A 19,400-nucleotide genomic window follows, 5' to 3' on the forward strand; every position below is an offset into this window, starting at 1 on the left:
CCCGGGTGACGGTGTCGTCCCGCGGGACCGGGCTGCTCCGAGCATGCCTCCGCGCGCAGGACTTGGTGTGCGGGCCTTCCTGCGCGGGCCTCCCTGCGCGGGCGCACCGGTGGGGCCGGTGCGCGGGCGCACCGGTGGGGCCGGCCGGAGTGCGGCCGGCCCCACCGGGGCCCTCTCGGCCCGGGGAGGGTCAGCCCTGCTTGACCGAGGCCATCCATGCCTCGACCTCGTCCGCCCGGCGCGGCAGCGCGGCGGACAGGTTCCGGTTGCCGTCCTCGGTGACGAGGATGTCGTCCTCGATCCGGACACCGATGCCGCGGTACTCCTCGGGCACCGTCAGGTCGTCCGCCTGGAAGTACAGACCGGGCTCGACCGTGAGGCACATGCCGGGCTCCAGCGTGCCGTTGACGTACGCCTCGGTGCGGGCGGCCGCGCAGTCGTGGACGTCGAGGCCGAGCATGTGGCCGGTCCCGTGCAGGGTCCAGCGGCGCTGCAGACCCAGTTCGAGCACCCGCTCCACCGGGCCGTCGACAATGCCCCACTCGACGAGCTTCTCGGCGAGCACGCGCTGGGACGCGTCGTGGAAGTCGCGGTAGGCGGCGCCGGGCTTGACGGCCGCGATGCCGGCTTCCTGGGACTCGTACACCGCGTCGTAGATCTTGCGCTGCAGCGCGTTGAAGGTGCCGTCGATGGGGAGCGTGCGGGTCACGTCGGCGGTGTAGAGGGAGTGCGTCTCCACACCGGCGTCGAGCAGCAGCAGTTCTCCGGAGCGGACATCACCGTCGTTGCGCACCCAGTGGAGGGTGGTCGCGTGCGGGCCCGCCGCGCAGATCGAGCCGTAGCCGATGTCGTTGCCCTCGACGCGGGCGCGCAGGAAGAAGGTGCCCTCGATGTAGCGCTCGGAGGTGGCCTCGGCCTTGTCGAGGATCCTCACGACGTCCTCGAAGCCGTGCACCGTCGCGTCGACGGCCTTCTGCAGCTCGCCGATCTCGAACGCGTCCTTCACCGCGCGCGCCTCGGAGAGGTACACCCGCAGTTCCTCGTCGCGCTCGGCAGTGACCTTGTCGGTCAGCGCGGATTCGATGCCCGCGTCGTAGCCCCGGACGTTGCGGACGGGCCCGGTCGCCTCGGTGAGCGCGCCGGGCAGCTCGCGGACGTCCTTCGCCGGGATCCCGAGCAGCTGCTCGGCCTCGGCGAGCGAGTGCCTGCGGCCGACCCACAGCTCGCCCTGGCCGCTCAGCCAGAACTCGCCGTTCTCACGGTCGGAGCGGGGCAGCAGATAGATCGTCGCGGTGTGTCCGCCGTCGGCCGGTTCGAGGACCAGGACGCCGTCCTGCGTCTGGTCACCGGTGAGGTAGGCGTACTCGCTGGCGGCACGGAAGGCGTATTCGGTGTCGTTGGAGCGGGTCTTGAGATGGCCTGCCGGGACCACCAGGCGCTCGCCGGGAAAGCGCGCCGAGAGCGCGGCGCGGCGGGCCGCGGTGTGTCCGGCCTGAGCGATCGGCTCCAGGCCGCGCAGCTCGGTGTCGGCCCAGCCGGACTTCATGTTCGCGGCGAGCTCGTCGGACACGGCCGGGTAGAGGCCGTTCTTCCGGGGCTTGACGGTCTCCGCCGCCGGGGTCTCCCGGGATTCCGGGGTCGCCGGGTTCTCCGGGGTGAGCTCCTCAGACACGTTTCTGTCTCCTTGATACGACACTGGGCCCCATCCATCGTACGGGTGTACGGAAGGGGGCCCAGTGCCGAAAGGCCTCTTACCGGAACTGTGTGGAGCACGGCCGGCCCTCAGTCGAAACGGGCCGCCAGAATCACCACGTCATCGGTGCATTCCTGCTGGTCGAGGCCATCGGGCAGCATCGTGCGCAGGACGTGGTCGGCAATGGCCGCGGGGTCCTCGCGCAGCGCCCGGGGGAGGTTCGCCGCCGCCGAGTGGAGCCGGGCGAACGCCCGGTCAGTGGAGTCCCCGGTCCGGTTCAGCAGCCCGTCGGTGCAGAGCAGAACCGTCTCTCCAGGTGCCGGTGAGAACTCCACGCTCGGTGCTTCCCAGCAGGCGAGCATCCCCAGCGGCGCCGACAGCGAGGTCTCGACGAACTCCGTGCGCCGGTCGCCGATGATCAGCGGCGGGGTGTGGCCCGCGCCGGCCAGCACGATCTTGCGTCGCGCCGGTTCGTAGTGGGCGAAGAGTGCGGTCGCCGAACGGGCGGGCTCGGTGAGCCGCAGCAGGAGTTCGAGGTCGGAGAGGACCGCGACGGGATCCTCGCCCTCCATGACGGCGTACGCCCGCAGAGCGGCCCGCAGCCGTCCCATCGCCGCGGTCACGGCGGGGCCCGAGCCGGTGACGGAGCCGACGGTGAGGCCGAGGGCGCCGTCGGGCAGTGCCAGTGCGTCGTACCAGTCGCCGCCGCCGAGCGGTCCGGTCCGGTGGCAGGCGGCGAGCCGGACACCGGGCACCCGCGGCAGCCGGCGGGGCAGCAGCTCATCGGTGACGGCGGCCACCTGTGCGCGGGCCCGGGTCAGTTCGACCAGCCGGGCCAGGTGCTCGCTCGCGTACCGCGCGTAGAGACCGGTGAGACGGCGGTGGCGTTCCGCGGGTTCGGCCGGTTCGTCGTAGAGCCAGACGGCCGCGCCGAGCCGGCCGGCTGTCGCGGTCGCCAGCGGGAGGGCGTAGCTGGCCGCGTAGCCGACGCGGGTGGCGACCTCGCGATGACGCGGGTCGAGGTGCTGGTCGCCGAGGATGTCAGGGGTCGCGATGCCGCCGGCGGGTCCGGAAGCGCTGTCCGTGCCGCTCCCCGCGCGGGAGTGTGCGCCGGGGGGCGCGTTCGTATCGCTGCTGTCGAGAATGCGTCCGTACGCGGTGGCGGCGCGGGGGATTGTTTCGATGTGGCCGAGTTCGGCGTGGGTGAGGCCGAGTCCGGCGGTGCGGGCGGGGCAGGGGCCGTAGGCCGTGCCGCCGACCGCGGGGGTGCTCGCGGGTTCCAGTACGACCAGGCCGCGGCGGGCACCGAGCAGGGAGGCACCCGCGCGCAGGAACTCCTGGAGGGCGTCGTCCAGGGTGCTGGTGGCGGCCAGCCGCTCGGTGAGTTCGTGCAGCGTGGTGAGGTCGAAGACCCAGCCGGCCAGCCGGTCCTGGATCAGGGCGCAGGGCGCGGCGGCCGGTGCGGGGGCGGGGATGGATGCGGCAGTGTGCGCGGTGGCCGGAACTGTGGAGTCGATTCCAGCCACTTTCGGCAGGTGAGGTGCGCTCATGGCAGCCGGCTTTCTGACTGGTGCGTTTCGCTCAATAGCATCGCAAACCCCTGTGTCATTCTGCGTAGCTACCAGTGGATCCACATGTACACGCAGAAGCGCGGAGATGTCCAGCATTGCCCCCTTGGGATTCCTGGTGTCCACGGGAGCGTTCTGTCTCCATCCAGTAGATAACCAACTTGGCTGGAAAATGCCCCCCCGTGCGGCTATTTGATGTCGACTGAAGTCGTTCGGCAGAGCGTCACATCGATTGCGGTGGGTACGTAACCGGTGATGGCCAGGGGCAGTTGATCCGGCCCCGGAACCTGGCGGCAGGCCTGCGCGTCTATACCGCTGTGGGTCACGCCCCAGCCCCGAATGGCGGGGTTCGCCCAGTGGCACAGCGATTCAGTGGTTCAGCGGTACGGCGATTCAGCGGCACAGCGCACAGCACAGACAGCACGGGACAAGTACGCGCCACGCAAGCGCCACCCGTGGCCATGCTTGAGCAATGAACTCGGACCAGGCACCGTCCTGCCGGTCATCCACACCGCAGGCGAAGAGTTCGTGTACGTACAGTGACGCGGCGTATCCATGGCGCGGTGTGGACCTCGGCGTTCAACGGAAAGGAACGAGCGCTCATGCGCGAGATCCTCGGAAGGCGACGCGGACTCCGGTTCCGGCGCAGCGGGAGGCACGCCCAGCTCGATGCGGCGCTGACCTGCGCAACCGGCTGGCAGTGGCCCGTCGTTCCCGGTGTGGGGCACTCCGCCTCCGCCGGCCGGGAGCGCAGCTGCGGCTGCCCCGACCCCGAGTGCGTCGTACCCGGCGCGCACCCCTTCGACCCGGGACTCCTCACGGCGACCACCGACGAGCGCATGGTGCGCTGGTGGTGGGCCGGCCGTCCCGACGCACCGGTGGTCCTGGCCACGGGAGGCCGTGCGCCGTGCGCGCTCAGCCTTCCCGCCGTCGCCGGCGCACGCGCCCTGGTGGCACTCGACCGGATGGGCATGCGGCTCGGACCGGTCGTGGCGACGCCCACGCGCTGGTCGCTGCTGGTCGCTCCGTACTCACTGGAGCGGCTCGGCGAACTGCTGCACGCCAAGGACTGGGTGCCCAGCTCACTGCGGTTCCACGGCGACGGCGGATATCTGGTGCTGCCGCCGTCCGAGACAGGCAAGGGCCCCGTCTGGTGGGAGCGGGCTCCTGCGGCGGACACCGCTGGTTCCGCCTCGCGGGCCCGGCCGGCCACGGGAGGCCCCGCCGGGGGCCGCGGCCCGGCGGCGCCCTGGCTGCCGGAGGTCGAAGGGGTACTGGACGCGCTGGTCGAGGCCAGTACCGGTGCTCCGGGCGGCGGCAGCAAGCTCGCGTACTGAGGGCTGTTGAGCGCCTGTACGCGTACACGGACGGTGAGGGTGCGGGACGTCCGAGCCGTGATGGTGCGTAGTGCGGTCCGGGCTGCCGGACGGGCGCCGTGTCCCGTGCGCACCGGCGTACGGGGCGCGTACGGCGCACGGAGCGGCGGGCTTTACCGGGCGGGCGGAGACCGCCGGGCCGGAGCGTCGCCGCCGCGCTGCGGAAGCAACTCCGCGCTCCTCGGCGGGCATTGACAACCCGGGCATACAAGGGCCCGGCCGTTGGCGACGGGGGATGCACCAACGACCGGGCTACTAGAACGGTAACAAGAGATCGGCGGTTCGCAAATTCGATCTCATGTATTCGGACAGCGACTTACCTGCGCGTACGGTCAGTTGTGACGGGAGTCACCTGCTGTCGCGCCCGCGTCGTCACTCTCAGCTGAGCGTCACCTGGCGGTTGGTGAGGCCTCCGCGGGCCCGCCGCTCCTCCGGGGTGAGCGGGGAGTCGGAGGCGAGAGCCGCGGCGAGCCGCTCCGCGAACTCCGCGGCGGGCTTCTCGCACTCCTCGGCGTTCATCGCGGTCGGCAGGTCCCACACCGGGACCGTCAGCCCGTGCGCCCGGAAGGACCCCACGAGCCGGGTGCCGACACCGAGGGAGGAAGTGCCCGCGGCGTGCAGCCGGGCCAGGGCGTCCAGGAGCTGCTCCTCGGGGTGGAGCATGACCCAGCGCAGATGGTTCTTCTCGGGCGTCTCGCACCAGTACGCGGAGTCCACCGACGCCAGCCTCACGGTGGGGATGGCTGCCTCGTTCGCGCGCTCCAGCGAGGCGGAGACCTCCGGGGTGGCGTTCTCCGAGTCGGGCACCCAGAACTCGAACCCGGGATGCACGGCCGGCTCGAAGGGGGCGCCCGGCTCCAACAGGTCCTGCAGCCGGGGCCCGTCGGGGGCGGTCTGCCGGCCGGCCACCGGCGTACCGGGCTCGGCGGCAAGCGCCCGCTCCAGGGTGTCGGCCAGATCCCGGCTGAGGTCGCCGGTCGGAGTGTCGTTCTGCAGGCCGAGCAGCACCGAACCGTCGTCGCGCCGCAGCGCGGGCCAGGCCATCGGCAGCACGGTCGCGAGCGTCACGGAGGGCACGCCGTCGGGCAGCCCGCCCTTCAGGGTCAGTTCCACGGTCGCCGCGGGCACCAGTTCGCGCAGTGCGACCCAGTCGCCCTCACCGGGCAGGCCCTCGAAGGGGCGCTGCACCAGCTCGGCCACGGCGTGGGCCGCGGCCCGGCCGTGGCAGGCCTTGTAGCGGCGGCCGGAGCCGCAGGGACAGGGCTCACGGGCCCCGACCACGGGGACGTGCTCGGCGCCTGCGGAGCGGGCCCCGTTGGTTCCGTGAGGGGCCTTCGTCTGAGGACGCTTCTTCGCCATGGTGCGGCTCTCTCCCGACTGCGCTGGACCTGTGTGTGGCGCGAGCCTATGGGATGTACGGCCGATCGCGTGGGGGCTCACAGGACCGGAACGCCGCCGGGGTATCAGTCGACTTCGTCGAAGACGTCCGAGACGGAGAAGTCGGAGACGACAGGAACGGGGAAGTCCGGCCCGCCGACGGTCCCGTCGGCGGCGAAGTCCTCACGACGTCCACCGGTGACGAGCACCCAGACGGTCACTTCGCCCGACGCGTCGTCCCGCACGCCCCACTCCTGGGCCAGCGCGCTGATGATGTTGAGCCCGCGCCCGCCCCGCGCGGTGACCGACGGGGTGGCTGGAACCGGTCGGGTCGGACCGCCCCCGTCCGTCACCTCCACGGTCAGCCTGCCTGCTTTGTCCACGCGCCAAGCAGCGCGGACATCACCGTCGCCGATCTCCGCCCGGCCCAGCGGCCTGCCGTGCCGGCAGGCGTTGCTGAGCAGTTCGGAAAGGATCAGTACGGCGTCGTCGACGACCGAGTCCGACACTCCGGTCCTGCGCAGCTGATCGCGCATCCGGTGCCTCGCTTCACCCACGCCCGCAGGGCCATGGGGTACGGCCATGCTCGACGACGCGGGCACTTCTTGTGCCACCACCAACGCCACCCCCGAGACCTCCTTTGCCCCACGCCACCGAGTGGATGCCCCGGTGAACTGGACCGGAAACCGGCCAAAGGGGGCCCGGTGACGCACTCGACGTGCTCGAATACGGACCGAACGCGCCGGTGCACTCCCTGTGACCTTATTAATCCTGATTAAAAGCGACTGAAGAGGCATCAGTTACTTATCAGGACTAAAGACGCCCCAGTTGGGAAAGGACCTGTTTCGGCCGGTTGGTGATGATTGCGTCCACGCCGAGCTCCGTGCAGAGGGCCACATCCTCGGGCTCGTTCACGGTCCACACGTGCACCTGGTGCCCGGCCCGGTGCAACCGTTCGACGTAGCCGGGGTGGCTGCGCAGGATCCGCATGCCGGGCCCGGCGATCCCGGCACCGGCGGGCAGCCGCCCGTCGCGCAGCCGCGGCGTCAGGAACTGCAGGAGATAGACGGTGGGGATGGCGGGTGCGGCCGCAGCGATCCGGTGCAGCGAACGCGCGGAAAAGCTCATGATCCGCACGGGCGACGCGTCGCCCTTCGACGGGGAGTCCAGGCCGAACCGGGCCAGGGACGCGAGCAGCCTCTCCTCCACCTGTCCGGCCCACCGGGTGGGGTGCTTGGTCTCGATGGCCAGCTCCACCCGGCGGCCCGAGTCGGCGACGAGCTCCAGGAGCCGGTCCAGGGTGAGCACGGACGTACTCTCCCGGTCCCAGTCCGGCGACTCCGCCGGGTCCTTCCAGTCCCGCCAGGACCCGAAGTCGAGGGCGGCGAGATCGGACAGCTCCAGCGCGGAGACCGCGCCACGGCCGTCGGACGTGCGGTTCACCCGGCGGTCGTGCACACAGACGAGATGGCCGTCGGCGGTGAGGCGGACATCGCATTCGAGGGCGTCGGCCCCGTCCTCGATGGCACGCGTGTACGCGGCGAGTGTGTGCTCCGGGGCATCCTCGGAAGCCCCCCGGTGAGCGACGACCTGGATGCTGTGCTGTCGTACGTGGGTCACCGCGTCATGGTGTCACCGTGACGGGGTAGGCGAACGCAGGGGAGCACGGGCAGGTGTGTGAAGGTGCATGCTTCTCATCCGAAATAAAGGATGCGGGAGAACCGGGCGGGGAGAAGACCCTGAGGAAGACCCCGAAGCAGAAGACCCCGAAGAGGATGCACAGCTCCCGCTTACAGTGCCCCGACGTGCTGTGGGAAAAGCTGTCCGCAGACACTTGCACAGCGGGACTCTGACCGAGACGACGTGGAACCGAGGAGAAAGAGCTGTGAGCACCGAGAACGAGGGTACCGAGGGCACAGCGGCCGAGACCGCACGACCCGCCCCGTCCGCACCTCCCGTGCCGGTCGCCGCTCCTGAGGGCACGCCCGCTTCCGCCACCGAAGCCACCGCGCAGCTCCCCGGGCCGGTGTCCGCCGGCCCGCACGAGCCCGCCAGGGCCGCGGACGCCGGATGGCCCCCGCCCCCGCCGTCGGTTCCCGCGTACGGAGGCGGCGGCAACGGCGGATACGGAGACGGCGGCGGCCCGGTCTGGGGTGCGCCCGTACCGGCTCCCCCCGCGGCACCGAAGAAGCGCGCGGGCGGCCTGATCGCGGCGGTGATCGTGGCAGCGCTGGTCGCGGGCGGTATCGGTGGCGGTATCGGGTACTTCGCCGCCGAGCACAGCGACAACGCGACGGGCTCGACGACGGTGTCCGCACCGGGCAAGGGGCAGGAGGTCAAGCGCTCGCCGAACACGGTGGCGGGCATCGCGGCCAAGGCCCTGCCGAGCGTGGTGACCATCGAGGCGAAGAGCGGCAACGGCGACGGCGGCACAGGCACCGGCTTCATCTACGACACCCAGGGCCACATCCTCACCAACAATCACGTGGTGGCTGAGGCGGCCGGCGGCGGCACCCTGACGGCGACGTTCTCCAACGGCAAGAAGTACGACGCCGAGGTCGTGGGCCGGGCCCAGGGCTACGACGTGGCCGTCGTCAAGCTCAAGAACGCTCCGTCCGGGCTCACACCGCTCGCGCTGGGCAATTCCGACCAGGTGGCCGTCGGGGACTCGACCATCGCGATCGGCGCGCCCTTCGGTCTGTCCAACACGGTGACGACCGGCATCATCAGCGCCAAGAACCGGCCGGTCGCCTCGGGTGACGGCTCGGGCAGCAAGGCCTCGTACATGAACGCCCTGCAGACCGACGCCTCGATCAACCCCGGCAACTCCGGCGGCCCGCTGCTCGACGACCGCGGGGCGGTCATCGGCATCAACTCGGCCATCCAGTCGGCGAGCAGCGGCAGCCTCGGCGGCGGAGATTCCCAGGCGGGCTCGATCGGTCTGGGCTTCGCCATCCCGATCAGCCAGGCGAAGAACGTCGCCCAGCAGCTGATCAAGACCGGTCAGCCGGTCTACCCCGTGATCGGCGCCACGGTCGCCATGGAGGAGCAGGGCGACGGCGCGAAGATCGCGGACCAGGGTGCGAGCGGCACGGACGCGGTCACGGCCAACGGCCCGGCAGCCAAGGCCGGTCTCAAGTCCGGCGACGTGATCACCAAGCTCGACGGCACGGCGATCGACAGCGGCCCGACCCTGATCGGCACGATCTGGACGCACCAGCCGGGTGACAAGGTCCAGCTGACCTACAAGCGGGGCGGCAAGGAGCACACGGTCGAGGTCACCCTGGGCCAGCGCAAGGGCGACAGCTGACGCGCTAGTCTGTTCCCGCATCACCCCGGCGGGGTGATGCGGGGTGGGTTGCCCGAGCGGCCTAAGGGAACGGTCTTGAAAACCGTCGTGGCGAGAGTCACCGTGGGTTCAAATCCCACACCCACCGCTTGCAGGTCAGCGCAATAGCAGGTCAGAAGGGGTGTCCTCCATTGGAGGGCACCCCTTCTGCGTGCGGCCTGTCTCACCCCGTCTCACTGGCATCCCAGTGTTGACCAGGGCGTACGGCCAACCTGTGGCCAAGATCCGGCAGGGTCAGGGCGCCGGCCGCTCGTCCCTCGCCTGGTCGGCAAAGCCCTGGTCGATCAACTCGTTCATCCGCTCCTCCTCCCCGTCCAGAACCTTCGCGTAGTACCGCTGAAGTACGGCGATGCTCTGCCCTGCCCGACGAGCGGTCTCAGCGAGACTCACCCCGGAGCGAAGCCAGAAAGACACACAGGCATGGCGCAGGTCGTAAGGGATGCGAGCGAGCGGTGACGTGACCTGAGCTGGTGTAAGAGCCAGGCGCCTTGCCTCCTTCCACACGACTCCGTACTCCTGCGAACGGACAGGACCGCCGCGAACGGCGCGGAACAGACGGCCGTCGTCGCCAGTGCCGAACTGGTCGATGTGCTTTCGTAGGATCTGTACGAGAACGGGTGGGATCGGGACGCGGCGTACGGTCTTTCGCGCCCGGTGCTTGAGCCCTCTCTCCTCGTACGGCATCCCGTCGTCGGTCCACCCGGAACCCACCTGCGGACGGGCCCCGGACAGATCTAGCCGCCCCCATCCGCTCTCAGGAAGGGTGCAGTGGTCGGCACTGAGAACGGAGACTTCTTCCGGCCGCATGGCGGCGTAGTACATGCACCCAAAGAACGCTGTCAGGTGCTCACCGCGTTGACCTTGGCTACGTACCGCTTGGAGCAGCCCAGCCGCCTGGGCAGGGGTGGCAACACTGCGCTCGTCCAGTTCCTCCACGGCTTTCGGAAGTTCCCAGTGGACCCGGCTTAGCGGGTTACTTGGCAGCAGCTCCTTCTCCACGGCGAGCCGCAGACAGTTGTTCAGGACGGCCCGCCGGCGCCTCACAGTGTTCGGCGCAGCGGCTTTCCCGTCCTGCCTTTTCGCCAGCTCATCAAGGACCGGGCGCATCTTCTTGGCACTGTCGAGATCTACGACCGCGGGAGCGTTCTTCTCGATCCACGCCAGCGTCCGAGCTTCGGCTTCCGGCGGTGTTGCGTCATGCCGACCAGCGTTGAAGGCCCACTGATAGAGGGTCCGCCGCAACAGCTCTGTCTCCGGTCGGCCCCTGCCCGTCGGGAGGAGCGACAGGGTCGCGATGGTCAGGCTCTCAGCAATGCTGGCGCGGTGCTTCGCGGCGGCATGGGGCCACTTCATGGCGACGTGATCCCGAGCGTGCGTGTACCAGGATGTGCGGTTGAGCTGGCGAAGTTCGGAGACCGGGAGCCCGGTCTCGGTGTCGAACGCTTCGCCACTTCTGGCGGCCGTCATCAATTTCGATCGGCGAGCTTCGGCAAGAGTCTTGGTCAGGAAGGGCTCGGGGAAGACCTTGCCGTCTACGGTCCAGCGGACCTGATAGGGGGCGCTCTTGCTCTCGCGGCGCCGGATGCTCCATACCCGCACGTCATAACTCTGCATGTCTCTCCTTCATGCCGAAGGGGCCCGCGTTATGGCGGGCCCCTTCGTGTGGTTGTGCGTGTCGGATCAGGCGGCGTATTGCCCGCAGGACTCCAGCCAGGAATCAAGGTCTTGACGACGGACCCGAAGCTGTCCATTCGGGAGCTTGATGAGGCGGGGGGCCTGCTTGCGGGCCCGCATGCGGTAGAAGGCGGCTCGGCTCATGCCGATCTCGGTGAGAACTTCGGGGAGTTTGAGCATCTGGGGGCGTGCCATGGCTTCGACTCCTTTGGAAAGGATCGGGAGCAGGTGCGGGACCCTCTCCCTCTGAGGTCCGCTACTTCCGCTACCTCCGCTACCGCCCTGGTCAGGGGCATGATCGAGGTAGCGGATAGGGGTAGTGGTAGCGGATGTATCCGCTACCGGCCCGGTGCGGTGAGTTGTCGGGCCGGTAGCGGCAAAGTGGTGCGGGTAGCGGATGGGTAGCGGCTTGCCGCTACCTGGAAAGGGCCTCTGAGCTGGCCGGTAGCGGAGGTAGCGGAAGTAGCGGACTTTCAGCGGGGGGAGGGCAGTACCGCTGCCACGCGTCGTGCAGGTCGGTGGCGTAATAGCCCTTCATGACGCTCGTTCCGGCCTTGATGTTCCGGGCCGCGATCGGGGCGTTGTCGCCGGTCATGTACTCGCGGAGCATCTTCGACAGGCCCCGGGGGTCGAGGGGCCTGCCGCCCATGTCGGCCCACGGTGCTTCATCGAGGCTGTGGAGCCGGTCCAGGATGGCGACGGTGGGCAGTCGGTCGATGCCGTTGAACACCTGGTCGCGCAGATCAGTGAGCAGCCGGATACCGACGCTTCCCTTGTCATCGACCTTGGCGGCGTTGACCAGGTCGACGCACGCTTCCCGTGCCCGCTTCGGCCAGTCCCCGCCCGCGGCGTCCGCCACAGCCAGGAGCGGTTCCCACACGTCGGCGGGCCGGTCGGTGACCTCGTCGGGCATCTGCGGGAACGCGCCGTCGACCCGTTCGCGCACGCTGTCCGCCCAGAGGGCGAGCTGGTCCCGCAGGGCGTGGCCTTCGCTCTCGTGGACGCGCTGACGGAACGGCTCCACGCGCTCGTTCCGGGCCCGCCGGCGCATGCGGATGATGACGGAGCGGGTGAGGATCGTGTCCGGCAGCGACCCGAGCCCGGCCACGGCCACGGCGCAGAAGCTGGGGAACTCCTGGACCTGCTGGTTGGAGCCGTCTCCGACGCACCGGTACATCACTCCGGAGCGTCGGTGTCCCGCGTTCAGGAAGCCGCGCAACTGCTCGTTCTCCCCGGCCTTGGGGCCGAACACGGTGTCGATCTCATCGAAGAGGATCGTGGGCCGTGCCTCCAGTCCGGACACAGCCCGGAAGAGAGCGGAGGCGGACGCGTTGACCGCGACCATGGGGTAGGGCACGAGGGTTTCCACGATCTCCAGTGCCCTGCTCTTGCCGCTGGCCGGTTCCGGGGAGAGGAACGCGAGTCGCGGGGTGGCATCGAAGCAGTCGAGAAGGTGGGCGTGCGCATCCCACAGCGTCACCGCGACGTAAGCGGCCTCCACGGGAAAGGCGTTGAAGCGGCGGTGGAAGGCTTCGACCTGGCTGAGCAGGGCCGCGCCGTCGATGTCGGTGCCGGTCATGCGGCGTCCCTCCGGTTCTGTGCGGGGGCGTTGTGCGGGCACTGGCCGACGCGTACGCGGCCGGTCAGTTCGGTGACGGCCTTGCGTCCGCGTGCACGCTCGTGGTGTCCGCAGGTGCAGAGCCAGTCAGCTACCGGGATCTCGCCCCGGTCGAGTCCACGGATCTTGAGACCGGGCCAGATACCGGTCACGGTGATGGCGTGCGGGTCAGGGAGAACAGCAGGGGGGACGCCTTCGGCGACGACCTTCGGCGCGCTCTGTCCGGTGGTGGCCCGGGGCGGTTCGGCGGGGCTGGGCCCGGCAGACGGTGCGGGAAGGCTCTTCAAGGGGGAGCGGGGCGGGGGCTTCATGCCGTCCTCCGCTGCTGATTGCGTGCGATGGACCAGTTCAGACCGCTGCGAACCGTCGAGCGGCACTGGTTCGACGGCAGATTGGCGCACTCCCCCGCCGATTGAAGAGCCTCCTCAACCACCGACCGGGGAAGGTCGCCCCAGGCGATGAACCGCCCCAGAGCGCGCGCCGCCGACAACAGAGTCGAGTCCCGCTCACCCTCCGGGGCGACCTCCACCGTCGCGGTTTCCGCCGCCAGGGCGGCTGCGGCGTAGCGAGAGGCCTTGGACGACGACGGCACAGCCATCAGTCCCCGCGAAGCCTGACGGGGCCTCAGAAGGGCGTACAGCCAGCCCGGTAGCGGTGCGGGGTCGGAGTGGTCGGTGACGGTGTAGGGGCCGGTGGGGGTGAAGCTGCCGGGGGCGACGACGTAGCCGCCCCATGCCCGGGTGTCGATGAGCTTGCCGAGCTTGCCCGCGCTGTTGCCGAGCCGGGCCCCGTCGGGGGTGGTGAAGTACAGGTGGTGTCCACCGCTCGCGGTCCGGGTCCGGTAGGTGGCGGGGACGGCCTGTCCGGCGCGCTCGCAGAGCGCATGGAAGGTCGTCACGCCGCAAGGCGTGCCCGTACTGCTGTTGGGCTTGGGCATGTCGAGATCCACGACGACCAGCCCGGATGGGCCGGTGGCCAGCCCGATGTTGAACGGCCGGTCGGCCCATGCCCGGCGAATCCGGTCCGGGTCGAGCGTGGCGCGCTGCTCCCACTTGCGATGGCCTCCGGCGCAGTCACCGAGACCGGGGCAGACGGCTTCGCCATGCAGGGCGGGCCGCTTGTCGCCGGGACGCAGCGGGAACACGGACCAGCCGCGTGCGGCGGCATCCAGCGCCGCGGAGAGCAGCGCGGTATTGCGGTCATAGGTCATGCTGGGTGTCTCCTGTTCTGTGATGAGCGGGGAGATCAGGGCGGCCCGGAACTTTGGCGAGATGCGGGCCGCCCTTGGCGTGCCTAGAAGGGCGGTTCGTCGCTGTAGCCGTCCAGCCCCCAGGGGTGGCGTTCCGGAGCCCGGCGAAGCTGGAGGGGCAGCCGTCGCGGCAGCGGGAGCAGCGTCCAGTGGTGGGTCTCGTCCCAGCAGGTGCAGGGCTCCCACTCGGTCCTGGCGTACTCCCCCTCGTGGTCGCCGTAGTCGTAGGCGAACCCGCCATCGCCGTCGCAGCGGGGGCAGTCGGGGGCGGGAGTGTCGGTCAGGATCAACGTTCGACGGTCCCAGCCAATGAGCTGGATACGCAGGCGCATCGTGCGTCCTTTCAGCATTCGCAGTTGTCGGCCGTCTGCTGGCAGTCCCAGCAGCGAGGGCAGTCGCAACCGCAGGCGTGGTCGGCGTGTTCCTCGCCGACGCCGTAGCAGAGGCAGCCGGATTCACCGCAGGGCTGGGGCGCGTAGCCCTCGTTGTGGTCGTCGTTCACGTTCAGTTCCTCCCGAGCGTGGTTACTGTGCGTATCGGGTAAGGGCGTTGGGGATGCCTGTGCGGGGGCTGTTTCCGGGGTGATTCCGGGTTCGGGAAGGTGCTGCCTCCCCAGCCTCCCTAGGCTCCCAACTGGGGTGTTGTCGCAGATCAGGGCTGGGGAGGCGGGTTGGGGAGGCGGTTGGGGAGAACTCCCCAGGATGTGCGCGCCTCCCCAACTCCTTCCCTGTCACTGTGCGTCGATCTACCCGGCGTCTTCGGTGCCCTCTGTCTCGTCGGTGCGGGTCTCGATCGCGGCGAGGACGCGGGCGCGGGAGATCGTCTGGTTGCCGTTGTACTTGCGCGGTTCGGCGCCGAACGGCTTGAGTGCCTGGACCAGGTCCGAGGCGGACCACGTCCGGTAGACCTCCGGCCACCGCTGGGCCAGGTGCTGGCGAACCTCGTCGGACTTCATCCGCTCCTCGGTGCCCAGGACGGCGGCCACGTCAGCCAGGTGGTCGGCCTCCCGCGGCGCCGACTCTGTCCCGCTGGAGGTCTTCACTCCGGCCCGCAGGGCCTTGGCCCGCTCCGCGATGACGTCGGCGTCCTCGGGCCCGATGTAGTGAGTCCGGGCGGTCACCGAGGGCTGGCCGGGGGCGAGTTTGATCCCGTCACCGGCCACCACGAGGGTGCCCTTGTCCAGGCCCTGACGCAGCTTGTGCGGGGCCGCTCCGGCGTCGACCGCGGAGTCACCCACGGCCATGCGGGCCTGTGATTCGGTGCCCAGGACCAGGGAGGCCCGGATGTGGTTGCCCTCCCGGGAGCGCTTGGGCAGGTTCTCGTTGGTCGGGTCCTGGGTGCCCTCCCAGGTGGTGACGTTCACCGCGCGTCCCTGGTCGTGGATCTTCTTCACGGCCTGGAAGTAGCGGCTGTCAGCCTTCGACCCCCCGTACGGGGCGCCATAGCGGACGGTGCCCTTGTCGGTGGTGAACGTCTCCCGGGCGCCGGAGCCGTAGGCCACCTGTGCCTCGTCGATGAGGAGAATCAGGGGGTTGAACCGCGGGTCGGCCAGGATCTTGTCCTGGCTCCAGCCCTTGGCGGTCAGCTCCCGCATCAACGCGATGCGGGTCGCCATCTCCGCAACGGCCTCTTCGAGCATCTCGGTGGCCTGGATGACGTGGTCATCGGTGGGGCCCTGGATGAGGACGGTGGCGATGCCGTCGAACATCTGCCAGTCGCCGACGCCCTTGAGGTCGGCGATGTGGAACTCGACCCTCGGGTCGAGTGCCAGCCACAGGGCCAGCGCCCGCAGGCTCGCGGTCTTGCCCTGGTTGGACAGGCCGGTGATGAGCATGTGCTTCTGCCACAGCGAGACCAGCACCGCGTCCCCGCGCAGGTCGACACCCCAAGGGGCACGGCCCCGGTGCATGTCGGCTGTGGTGTCCGGGTCGGTGACCAGAGGGGAGGGGCCGATCGGCTGGTCGAGGGCGCCGGAGTCGGCGATCCACAGGCGCACGGTGCGCGCGGCCGGCGGGATCGTCATGTGCAGCTCGTGCTCGTGGCGGTTCAAGTTCTCCGCGAGCTTGCGCCGCTTGCCCAGCACCTCCTCGGTACTCACCCCGGACGGCAGGGTGACGTCGACCTCGACGCCGCACCCGGCCAGCGTGATGGGGCCGAGCATTCCGGCCGCACCGTCGGCCATCTCCTTGACAGCCTTACGCAGCGAGGAAATGCCCAGGTCCGACAGGGCCTTGACGACGGCTGACGGCGTGACCGGGACATCGTCCGTGGCCCCTGCGGCGGGCCGGGCCCATGCGGGCGCGGTCTGCTGCTGCTGGCCGGACCGCCACAGGTGGGACAGGGCGACCATCAGCAAGAGGGCGAGCGCAGGACCCCAGGCGACGCCGATGAACCAGCACAAGGCGCGGACCGCGTCGACGGCGGCTAGCGTCGGCGCAATCACGTCGTGCACGTGGTGGTCGTGCACGGCCATGCAGGCACCGAGCAACAGCAATACGCCCTCGGTCCCTGCGGCGCCGATCGCCGCGGACTTGGCCATCTGCGGCACACCCGCGATCAACTCCATCCGCCGGCGGTGCCGGTCGGTGCGGAAGCGGTCGGCTTTCTCCTGCCACTCCGCGGCCAGCTCGTGGTTGCCCGCGGCCACGGCGGCGGCCCGCATCTGGTGATGCACCACCACGGTCCGGCCCTGCCACGTCCGCCGGGCGACCACACCCGCCCCGCCGACGACGTAGAGGGAGTGCCGGGCCAGGGCGCGGGCACCGGCCCGGGTGCGCTCGTGTGTGACGGCGCGCCCTATGGTGCGGCCGGAACGCACCCACAGGGGCACCGGTGCCGCCGGGACGGGGTCGGGCACCACGGTGAGCACGGGCGGGCCCAGCTCATCGGCGGGGGCGTTCTTGTGCAGGCTGATGACGTTGTCCGACATGATGGCGGTACTCCTGTCTGCCCCGGCGGGGCGGATGAGTGAGGGCCCGGGGGCGGCCGGTTGTCTTGGCGGATTGCGACCGCCCCCGGGGACAGTCAGAGGCCCAGGTCGCGGGCGGCACGCTCGGTGCGGCGCAACGCGTCCTCAGCCGACTTCAAAGCGGCCTTCGCGGCCGCACGGTCCGCACGGTCGGCGGTGCGCAGTTCGGTCTTGGCGACGGCGACGGCCTGGCGTGTGGTCTCCAGGTGGACCGCCATGACAGCCGACTCGCGGTCGTGTCGCTTGGCCGCACCGTCGGTGATCCGCTCGATCCTGCGTTCCAAGTCGCCCTGGTAGACGCCGTCACCGGCGATGCCGCGCTTGCACATGCGGGCCATGTATCCGGCGACCTGGGCCTTTTCGCGGGTGGTGAGGCGGGGTTCGGGCTGCTGCTTCACGGGGCTCCGTTCCGGGGCCGGGCTGTCCAGCTCCCCGCCCGCCCCAGGACTGACCCGGGGCGGACAGGCAACCGTCAGAGCTGCTGCAGTTCGTGCGTGTGGCACAGGACGGGGGCGATGAACAGGCTGATCCCGTTCACCGTCCACCGGCCCTGCGTGAGCGGGCCGGGCGGGACTTCGTCCACAACCCGGCCGGTCTTGCCGACCGCGCGCGGGTCATCGTCACAGCGGACGATCCGCACCTTGTCGCCTGCCTTGAACATGGCGTTCTCCTTCGGGACGGTGTCAGTGGCTCTTGCGGATGTCGTGCCAGACGGAGCGCAGGACGAGAACGCAGACGGTCAGGGACACCACGGCGATGGCGACTGCGACCGCGGACAGGGCGACGGTCAGCAGGAACACCGAGGCGCCGACCCCGATCCCGATCCACTTCCCCGCCCCGCCCGACGACTGCTGGACCGGCTGCGTGACGGGCTGGGGGTGCTGGGCGAGCTGCTGTGCGGCCAACACGGCTTGTATGAGGGCCAGTTGCTCGGAGTTGTGGGCGGCCTCGACGGCTTCCTTGGCGGCGGCCCCGATGTCGCTCCGGGCACCGTGATGTATGGGGAGGGGTTCCACGGGCTTCTCCTTCTGGCTCGGTGTCAGGCGGCGAGGTGGTGGCCGGTGTCGGCGCAGGGAACGCACATGCCCAGCGAGGTGGGGATGCGGTACCCGGCGTCCCGCCCGCACTCGGGGCAGATGCGCTGTGCGGTGTTGGCCTTGGCGAGGGCTGTGGTCCGGCCGGGGGTCATCGGGCGTACGGGCTTGGCGCGGTCGATGAGGTAGAGGTAGGCGACCAGCGGGCCCCGGCGACGACGGGGGCGTTCGAGCTGAGCGGCTACGTCCTGGCCGCCGGGGCGGAGCCCTTGGGCGCGGAGTTGGCGGCGGGTGGCGTAGCCGTCTGGGGCGAGGTGCCACCGGAAGACCGGCAGCGTGGCCATCAGGCGACCATGCGCTTCCACGCGGACCGCAGACGGACCTCCGAAGCAGCGTGGCCAGCGGCCCGGAAGCGTGCGGCCATCTCCCGGTAGGACAAGGCCGGGGTCTCGCTGTACCGGATCTGGTCCACCAGCACATCCAGCGCCTCATCGCTGAGCGCGGGCGCGGCCTCCAGGGAGAGCGCGAGGAGCGGCTCGACGGGGCCCCAGACCGGCAGTTCCCATCGGGGTGTGACGCCGGGTGTGACGGGGGTCGTCACGCTGGTCAGCGCGTTACCGGTGCCCTCTCCCTTGCGTGCCTTCTCCAGTTTCGACCACGCCTCGGAGAGAGTCTGGGCGGTCTCGGCCTGGACGTGTGCGACGCGGGCACCGGCCTGCGTCACGGCCGTCAGCCGGGTCTCCTCGGTGGCGGCCTCTGACCGCAGCCGGGCACGGGCCACGGCCGCTTCGTCCCGGGCTTCCTGCTGGATCCCCCGGATCGATCCCAGCGCCCCCGGGGTGAGCGCGGTCCGCTCCCACAGCCCGTGCACCAGCCACAGCGCCTTGGCCGCGACCGGAAACCAGGCCACAGCCAGCCACGCGCCGACGTTCCCGTCGGCGGTGAGTGCGTGGGCGACCAGGACGCCGGTGGCGAGCAGGCCGAAGGCCCAGCCGACACCGGTCACCACGTTGCTGTGGTCGCCCTGCGCCGCAAGACGGCGTTCGTAGGCGAGGGTCGCCAGCCATCCACCGTCGATCCCGAGACCGACGACCAGAGCGACCAGCCACGGCATCGCCGTGCCCAGCCACATCACGACGACGGCCAGGGTGAGGACCATAGACACGGCCGTCATCGCCACGGCCGGCAGGACGGTCTTTGCGGTCTTGAGGTTCATGCCGCACCGCCCGACTCTGCTGTGTCGGTGCGGTTGGTCAGGTCGCGGCGGGCGGTCATCACCCGGCGGCGGGCCCGGCGGATACGCCGCTCGTCCAGCTCGGATGCGGGGCGGTCGATGGTCATGATCTGCGCGTCCAGCAGATCGACCTCCGCCAGGATCAGCGGCATCTCCACATCGATCGCGTCCAGCTCGACGGCCGTCGGCTCCCCATCGAACGGGGTGGCCGTAACGATGGCCTGAAGTGCAGCGATGTTCTGCATGGGTCGTACTTCCTT

Annotated in this window: 21 protein-coding genes and 1 tRNA gene; 3 read left to right on the forward strand and 19 right to left on the reverse strand. The window is 70.2% G+C overall.

All coding sequences use genetic code 11. The features are described from left to right. Positions 1 to 190 precede the first annotated feature (190 nt). Both OG584_RS17540 and OG584_RS17545 read right to left on the reverse strand, forming a co-directional pair. Positions 191 to 1,672, reverse strand: coding sequence for an aminopeptidase P family protein (locus OG584_RS17540; RefSeq protein ID WP_405778966.1), 1,482 nt, complete (start codon positions 1,670 to 1,672; stop codon positions 191 to 193). A gap of 110 nt (positions 1,673 to 1,782) precedes the next feature. Next, on the reverse strand, positions 1,783 to 3,360 hold the full coding sequence (locus OG584_RS17545) for a PP2C family protein-serine/threonine phosphatase (RefSeq protein WP_405784125.1): 1,578 nt from the start codon (positions 3,358 to 3,360) through the stop codon (positions 1,783 to 1,785). Positions 3,361 to 3,863: 503 nt separating this feature from the next. Between OG584_RS17545 and OG584_RS17550 the strand changes: the two genes are divergently transcribed. Continuing rightward, entirely contained in the window at positions 3,864 to 4,598 is a 735-nt protein-coding gene (locus OG584_RS17550) for a bifunctional DNA primase/polymerase (protein ID WP_405778968.1), read from the forward strand. A gap of 417 nt (positions 4,599 to 5,015) precedes the next feature. Here the strand turns inward: OG584_RS17550 and OG584_RS17555 are convergent, their stop codons facing one another. The 3 genes from OG584_RS17555 to OG584_RS17565 all read right to left on the reverse strand — a co-directional run bounded on the left by OG584_RS17555 (position 5,016) and on the right by OG584_RS17565 (position 7,634). Then, positions 5,016 to 5,996: a DUF5926 family protein gene (locus tag OG584_RS17555; RefSeq protein WP_405778970.1), complete on the reverse strand. Its 981-nt coding sequence runs from the start codon at positions 5,994 to 5,996 to the stop codon at positions 5,016 to 5,018. A 104-nt stretch (positions 5,997 to 6,100) separates the two neighbouring features. After that, positions 6,101 to 6,727, reverse strand: a complete 627-nt coding sequence (locus tag OG584_RS17560) for an ATP-binding protein (RefSeq protein ID WP_405778972.1) — start codon at positions 6,725 to 6,727, stop codon at positions 6,101 to 6,103. 100 nt (positions 6,728 to 6,827) lie between these two features. Next, on the reverse strand, positions 6,828 to 7,634 hold the full coding sequence (locus OG584_RS17565) for a glycerophosphodiester phosphodiesterase (RefSeq protein ID WP_405778973.1): 807 nt from the start codon (positions 7,632 to 7,634) through the stop codon (positions 6,828 to 6,830). Between the two features lie 265 nt (positions 7,635 to 7,899). On the opposite strand from OG584_RS17565, the gene OG584_RS17570 reads away from it, so the two are divergent. Together OG584_RS17570 and OG584_RS17575 are read left to right on the forward strand one after the other, a co-directional pair. Further along, positions 7,900 to 9,324, forward strand: a complete 1,425-nt coding sequence (locus OG584_RS17570; RefSeq protein WP_405778974.1) for a S1C family serine protease — start codon at positions 7,900 to 7,902, stop codon at positions 9,322 to 9,324. Positions 9,325 to 9,366: 42 nt separating this feature from the next. Next, a tRNA-Ser gene (locus OG584_RS17575) sits at positions 9,367 to 9,451 on the forward strand. A 146-nt stretch (positions 9,452 to 9,597) separates the two neighbouring features. On the opposite strand, the gene OG584_RS17580 is transcribed toward OG584_RS17575, so the two are convergent. The 14 genes from OG584_RS17580 to OG584_RS17645 form a co-directional block, all read right to left on the reverse strand. Then, on the reverse strand, positions 9,598 to 10,977 hold the full coding sequence (locus OG584_RS17580) for a site-specific integrase (RefSeq protein ID WP_331731231.1): 1,380 nt from the start codon (positions 10,975 to 10,977) through the stop codon (positions 9,598 to 9,600). A 66-nt stretch (positions 10,978 to 11,043) separates the two neighbouring features. Further along, positions 11,044 to 11,232 carry a helix-turn-helix domain-containing protein gene (locus OG584_RS17585; protein ID WP_331731232.1) on the reverse strand — a complete coding sequence of 63 codons (189 nt, stop codon included), beginning with the start codon at positions 11,230 to 11,232 and terminating at the stop codon, positions 11,044 to 11,046. A 220-nt stretch (positions 11,233 to 11,452) separates the two neighbouring features. Next, positions 11,453 to 12,616 carry a DUF3631 domain-containing protein gene (locus tag OG584_RS17590; protein ID WP_331731234.1) on the reverse strand — a complete coding sequence of 388 codons (1,164 nt, stop codon included), beginning with the start codon at positions 12,614 to 12,616 and terminating at the stop codon, positions 11,453 to 11,455. Next, positions 12,613 to 12,966: a hypothetical protein gene (locus OG584_RS17595; protein ID WP_405778975.1), complete on the reverse strand. Its 354-nt coding sequence runs from the start codon at positions 12,964 to 12,966 to the stop codon at positions 12,613 to 12,615. Before OG584_RS17595 ends, OG584_RS17590 begins: the two co-directional genes overlap by 4 nt. Continuing rightward, a complete protein-coding gene (locus tag OG584_RS17600; protein WP_331731236.1) occupies positions 12,963 to 13,865 on the reverse strand; it encodes a bifunctional DNA primase/polymerase in 903 nt (300 codons plus the stop codon). The genes OG584_RS17595 and OG584_RS17600 overlap by 4 nt, the downstream gene beginning before the upstream one ends. An 83-nt stretch (positions 13,866 to 13,948) precedes the next feature. Next, the gene (locus tag OG584_RS17605; protein WP_331731242.1) at positions 13,949 to 14,236 is read right to left on the reverse strand and encodes a hypothetical protein; all 288 of its coding nucleotides are present in this window, start codon (positions 14,234 to 14,236) and stop codon (positions 13,949 to 13,951) included. Between the two features lie 11 nt (positions 14,237 to 14,247). Then, positions 14,248 to 14,406: a hypothetical protein gene (locus OG584_RS17610; RefSeq protein WP_405778977.1), complete on the reverse strand. Its 159-nt coding sequence runs from the start codon at positions 14,404 to 14,406 to the stop codon at positions 14,248 to 14,250. A 243-nt stretch (positions 14,407 to 14,649) separates the two neighbouring features. Further along, positions 14,650 to 16,833, reverse strand: a complete 2,184-nt coding sequence (locus OG584_RS17615) for an FtsK/SpoIIIE domain-containing protein (protein ID WP_331731240.1) — start codon at positions 16,831 to 16,833, stop codon at positions 14,650 to 14,652. A 95-nt stretch (positions 16,834 to 16,928) separates the two neighbouring features. Beyond that, complete coding sequence (locus OG584_RS17620) at positions 16,929 to 17,270, reverse strand: DUF6257 family protein (protein ID WP_331731214.1); 342 nt, start codon at positions 17,268 to 17,270, stop codon at positions 16,929 to 16,931. A gap of 74 nt (positions 17,271 to 17,344) precedes the next feature. Next, complete coding sequence (locus tag OG584_RS17625; RefSeq protein ID WP_331731215.1) at positions 17,345 to 17,533, reverse strand: hypothetical protein; 189 nt, start codon at positions 17,531 to 17,533, stop codon at positions 17,345 to 17,347. Between the two features lie 22 nt (positions 17,534 to 17,555). Next, the gene (locus OG584_RS17630) at positions 17,556 to 17,888 is read right to left on the reverse strand and encodes a hypothetical protein (protein WP_331731217.1); all 333 of its coding nucleotides are present in this window, start codon (positions 17,886 to 17,888) and stop codon (positions 17,556 to 17,558) included. A 23-nt stretch (positions 17,889 to 17,911) separates the two neighbouring features. After that, positions 17,912 to 18,250, reverse strand: a complete 339-nt coding sequence (locus tag OG584_RS17635) for an RRQRL motif-containing zinc-binding protein (RefSeq protein ID WP_331731219.1) — start codon at positions 18,248 to 18,250, stop codon at positions 17,912 to 17,914. Beyond that, positions 18,250 to 19,122: a protein spdB gene (locus tag OG584_RS17640; RefSeq protein ID WP_331731221.1), complete on the reverse strand. Its 873-nt coding sequence runs from the start codon at positions 19,120 to 19,122 to the stop codon at positions 18,250 to 18,252. Before OG584_RS17640 ends, OG584_RS17635 begins: the two co-directional genes overlap by 1 nt. Further along, complete coding sequence (locus OG584_RS17645) at positions 19,119 to 19,385, reverse strand: DUF6284 family protein (protein ID WP_331731223.1); 267 nt, start codon at positions 19,383 to 19,385, stop codon at positions 19,119 to 19,121. Before OG584_RS17645 ends, OG584_RS17640 begins: the two co-directional genes overlap by 4 nt. Positions 19,386 to 19,400: the final 15 nt, after the last annotated feature.

Origin of the sequence: Streptomyces sp. NBC_00859, assembly GCF_045161865.1 — a bacterium.
GTDB lineage: Bacteria > Actinomycetota > Actinomycetes > Streptomycetales > Streptomycetaceae > Streptomyces.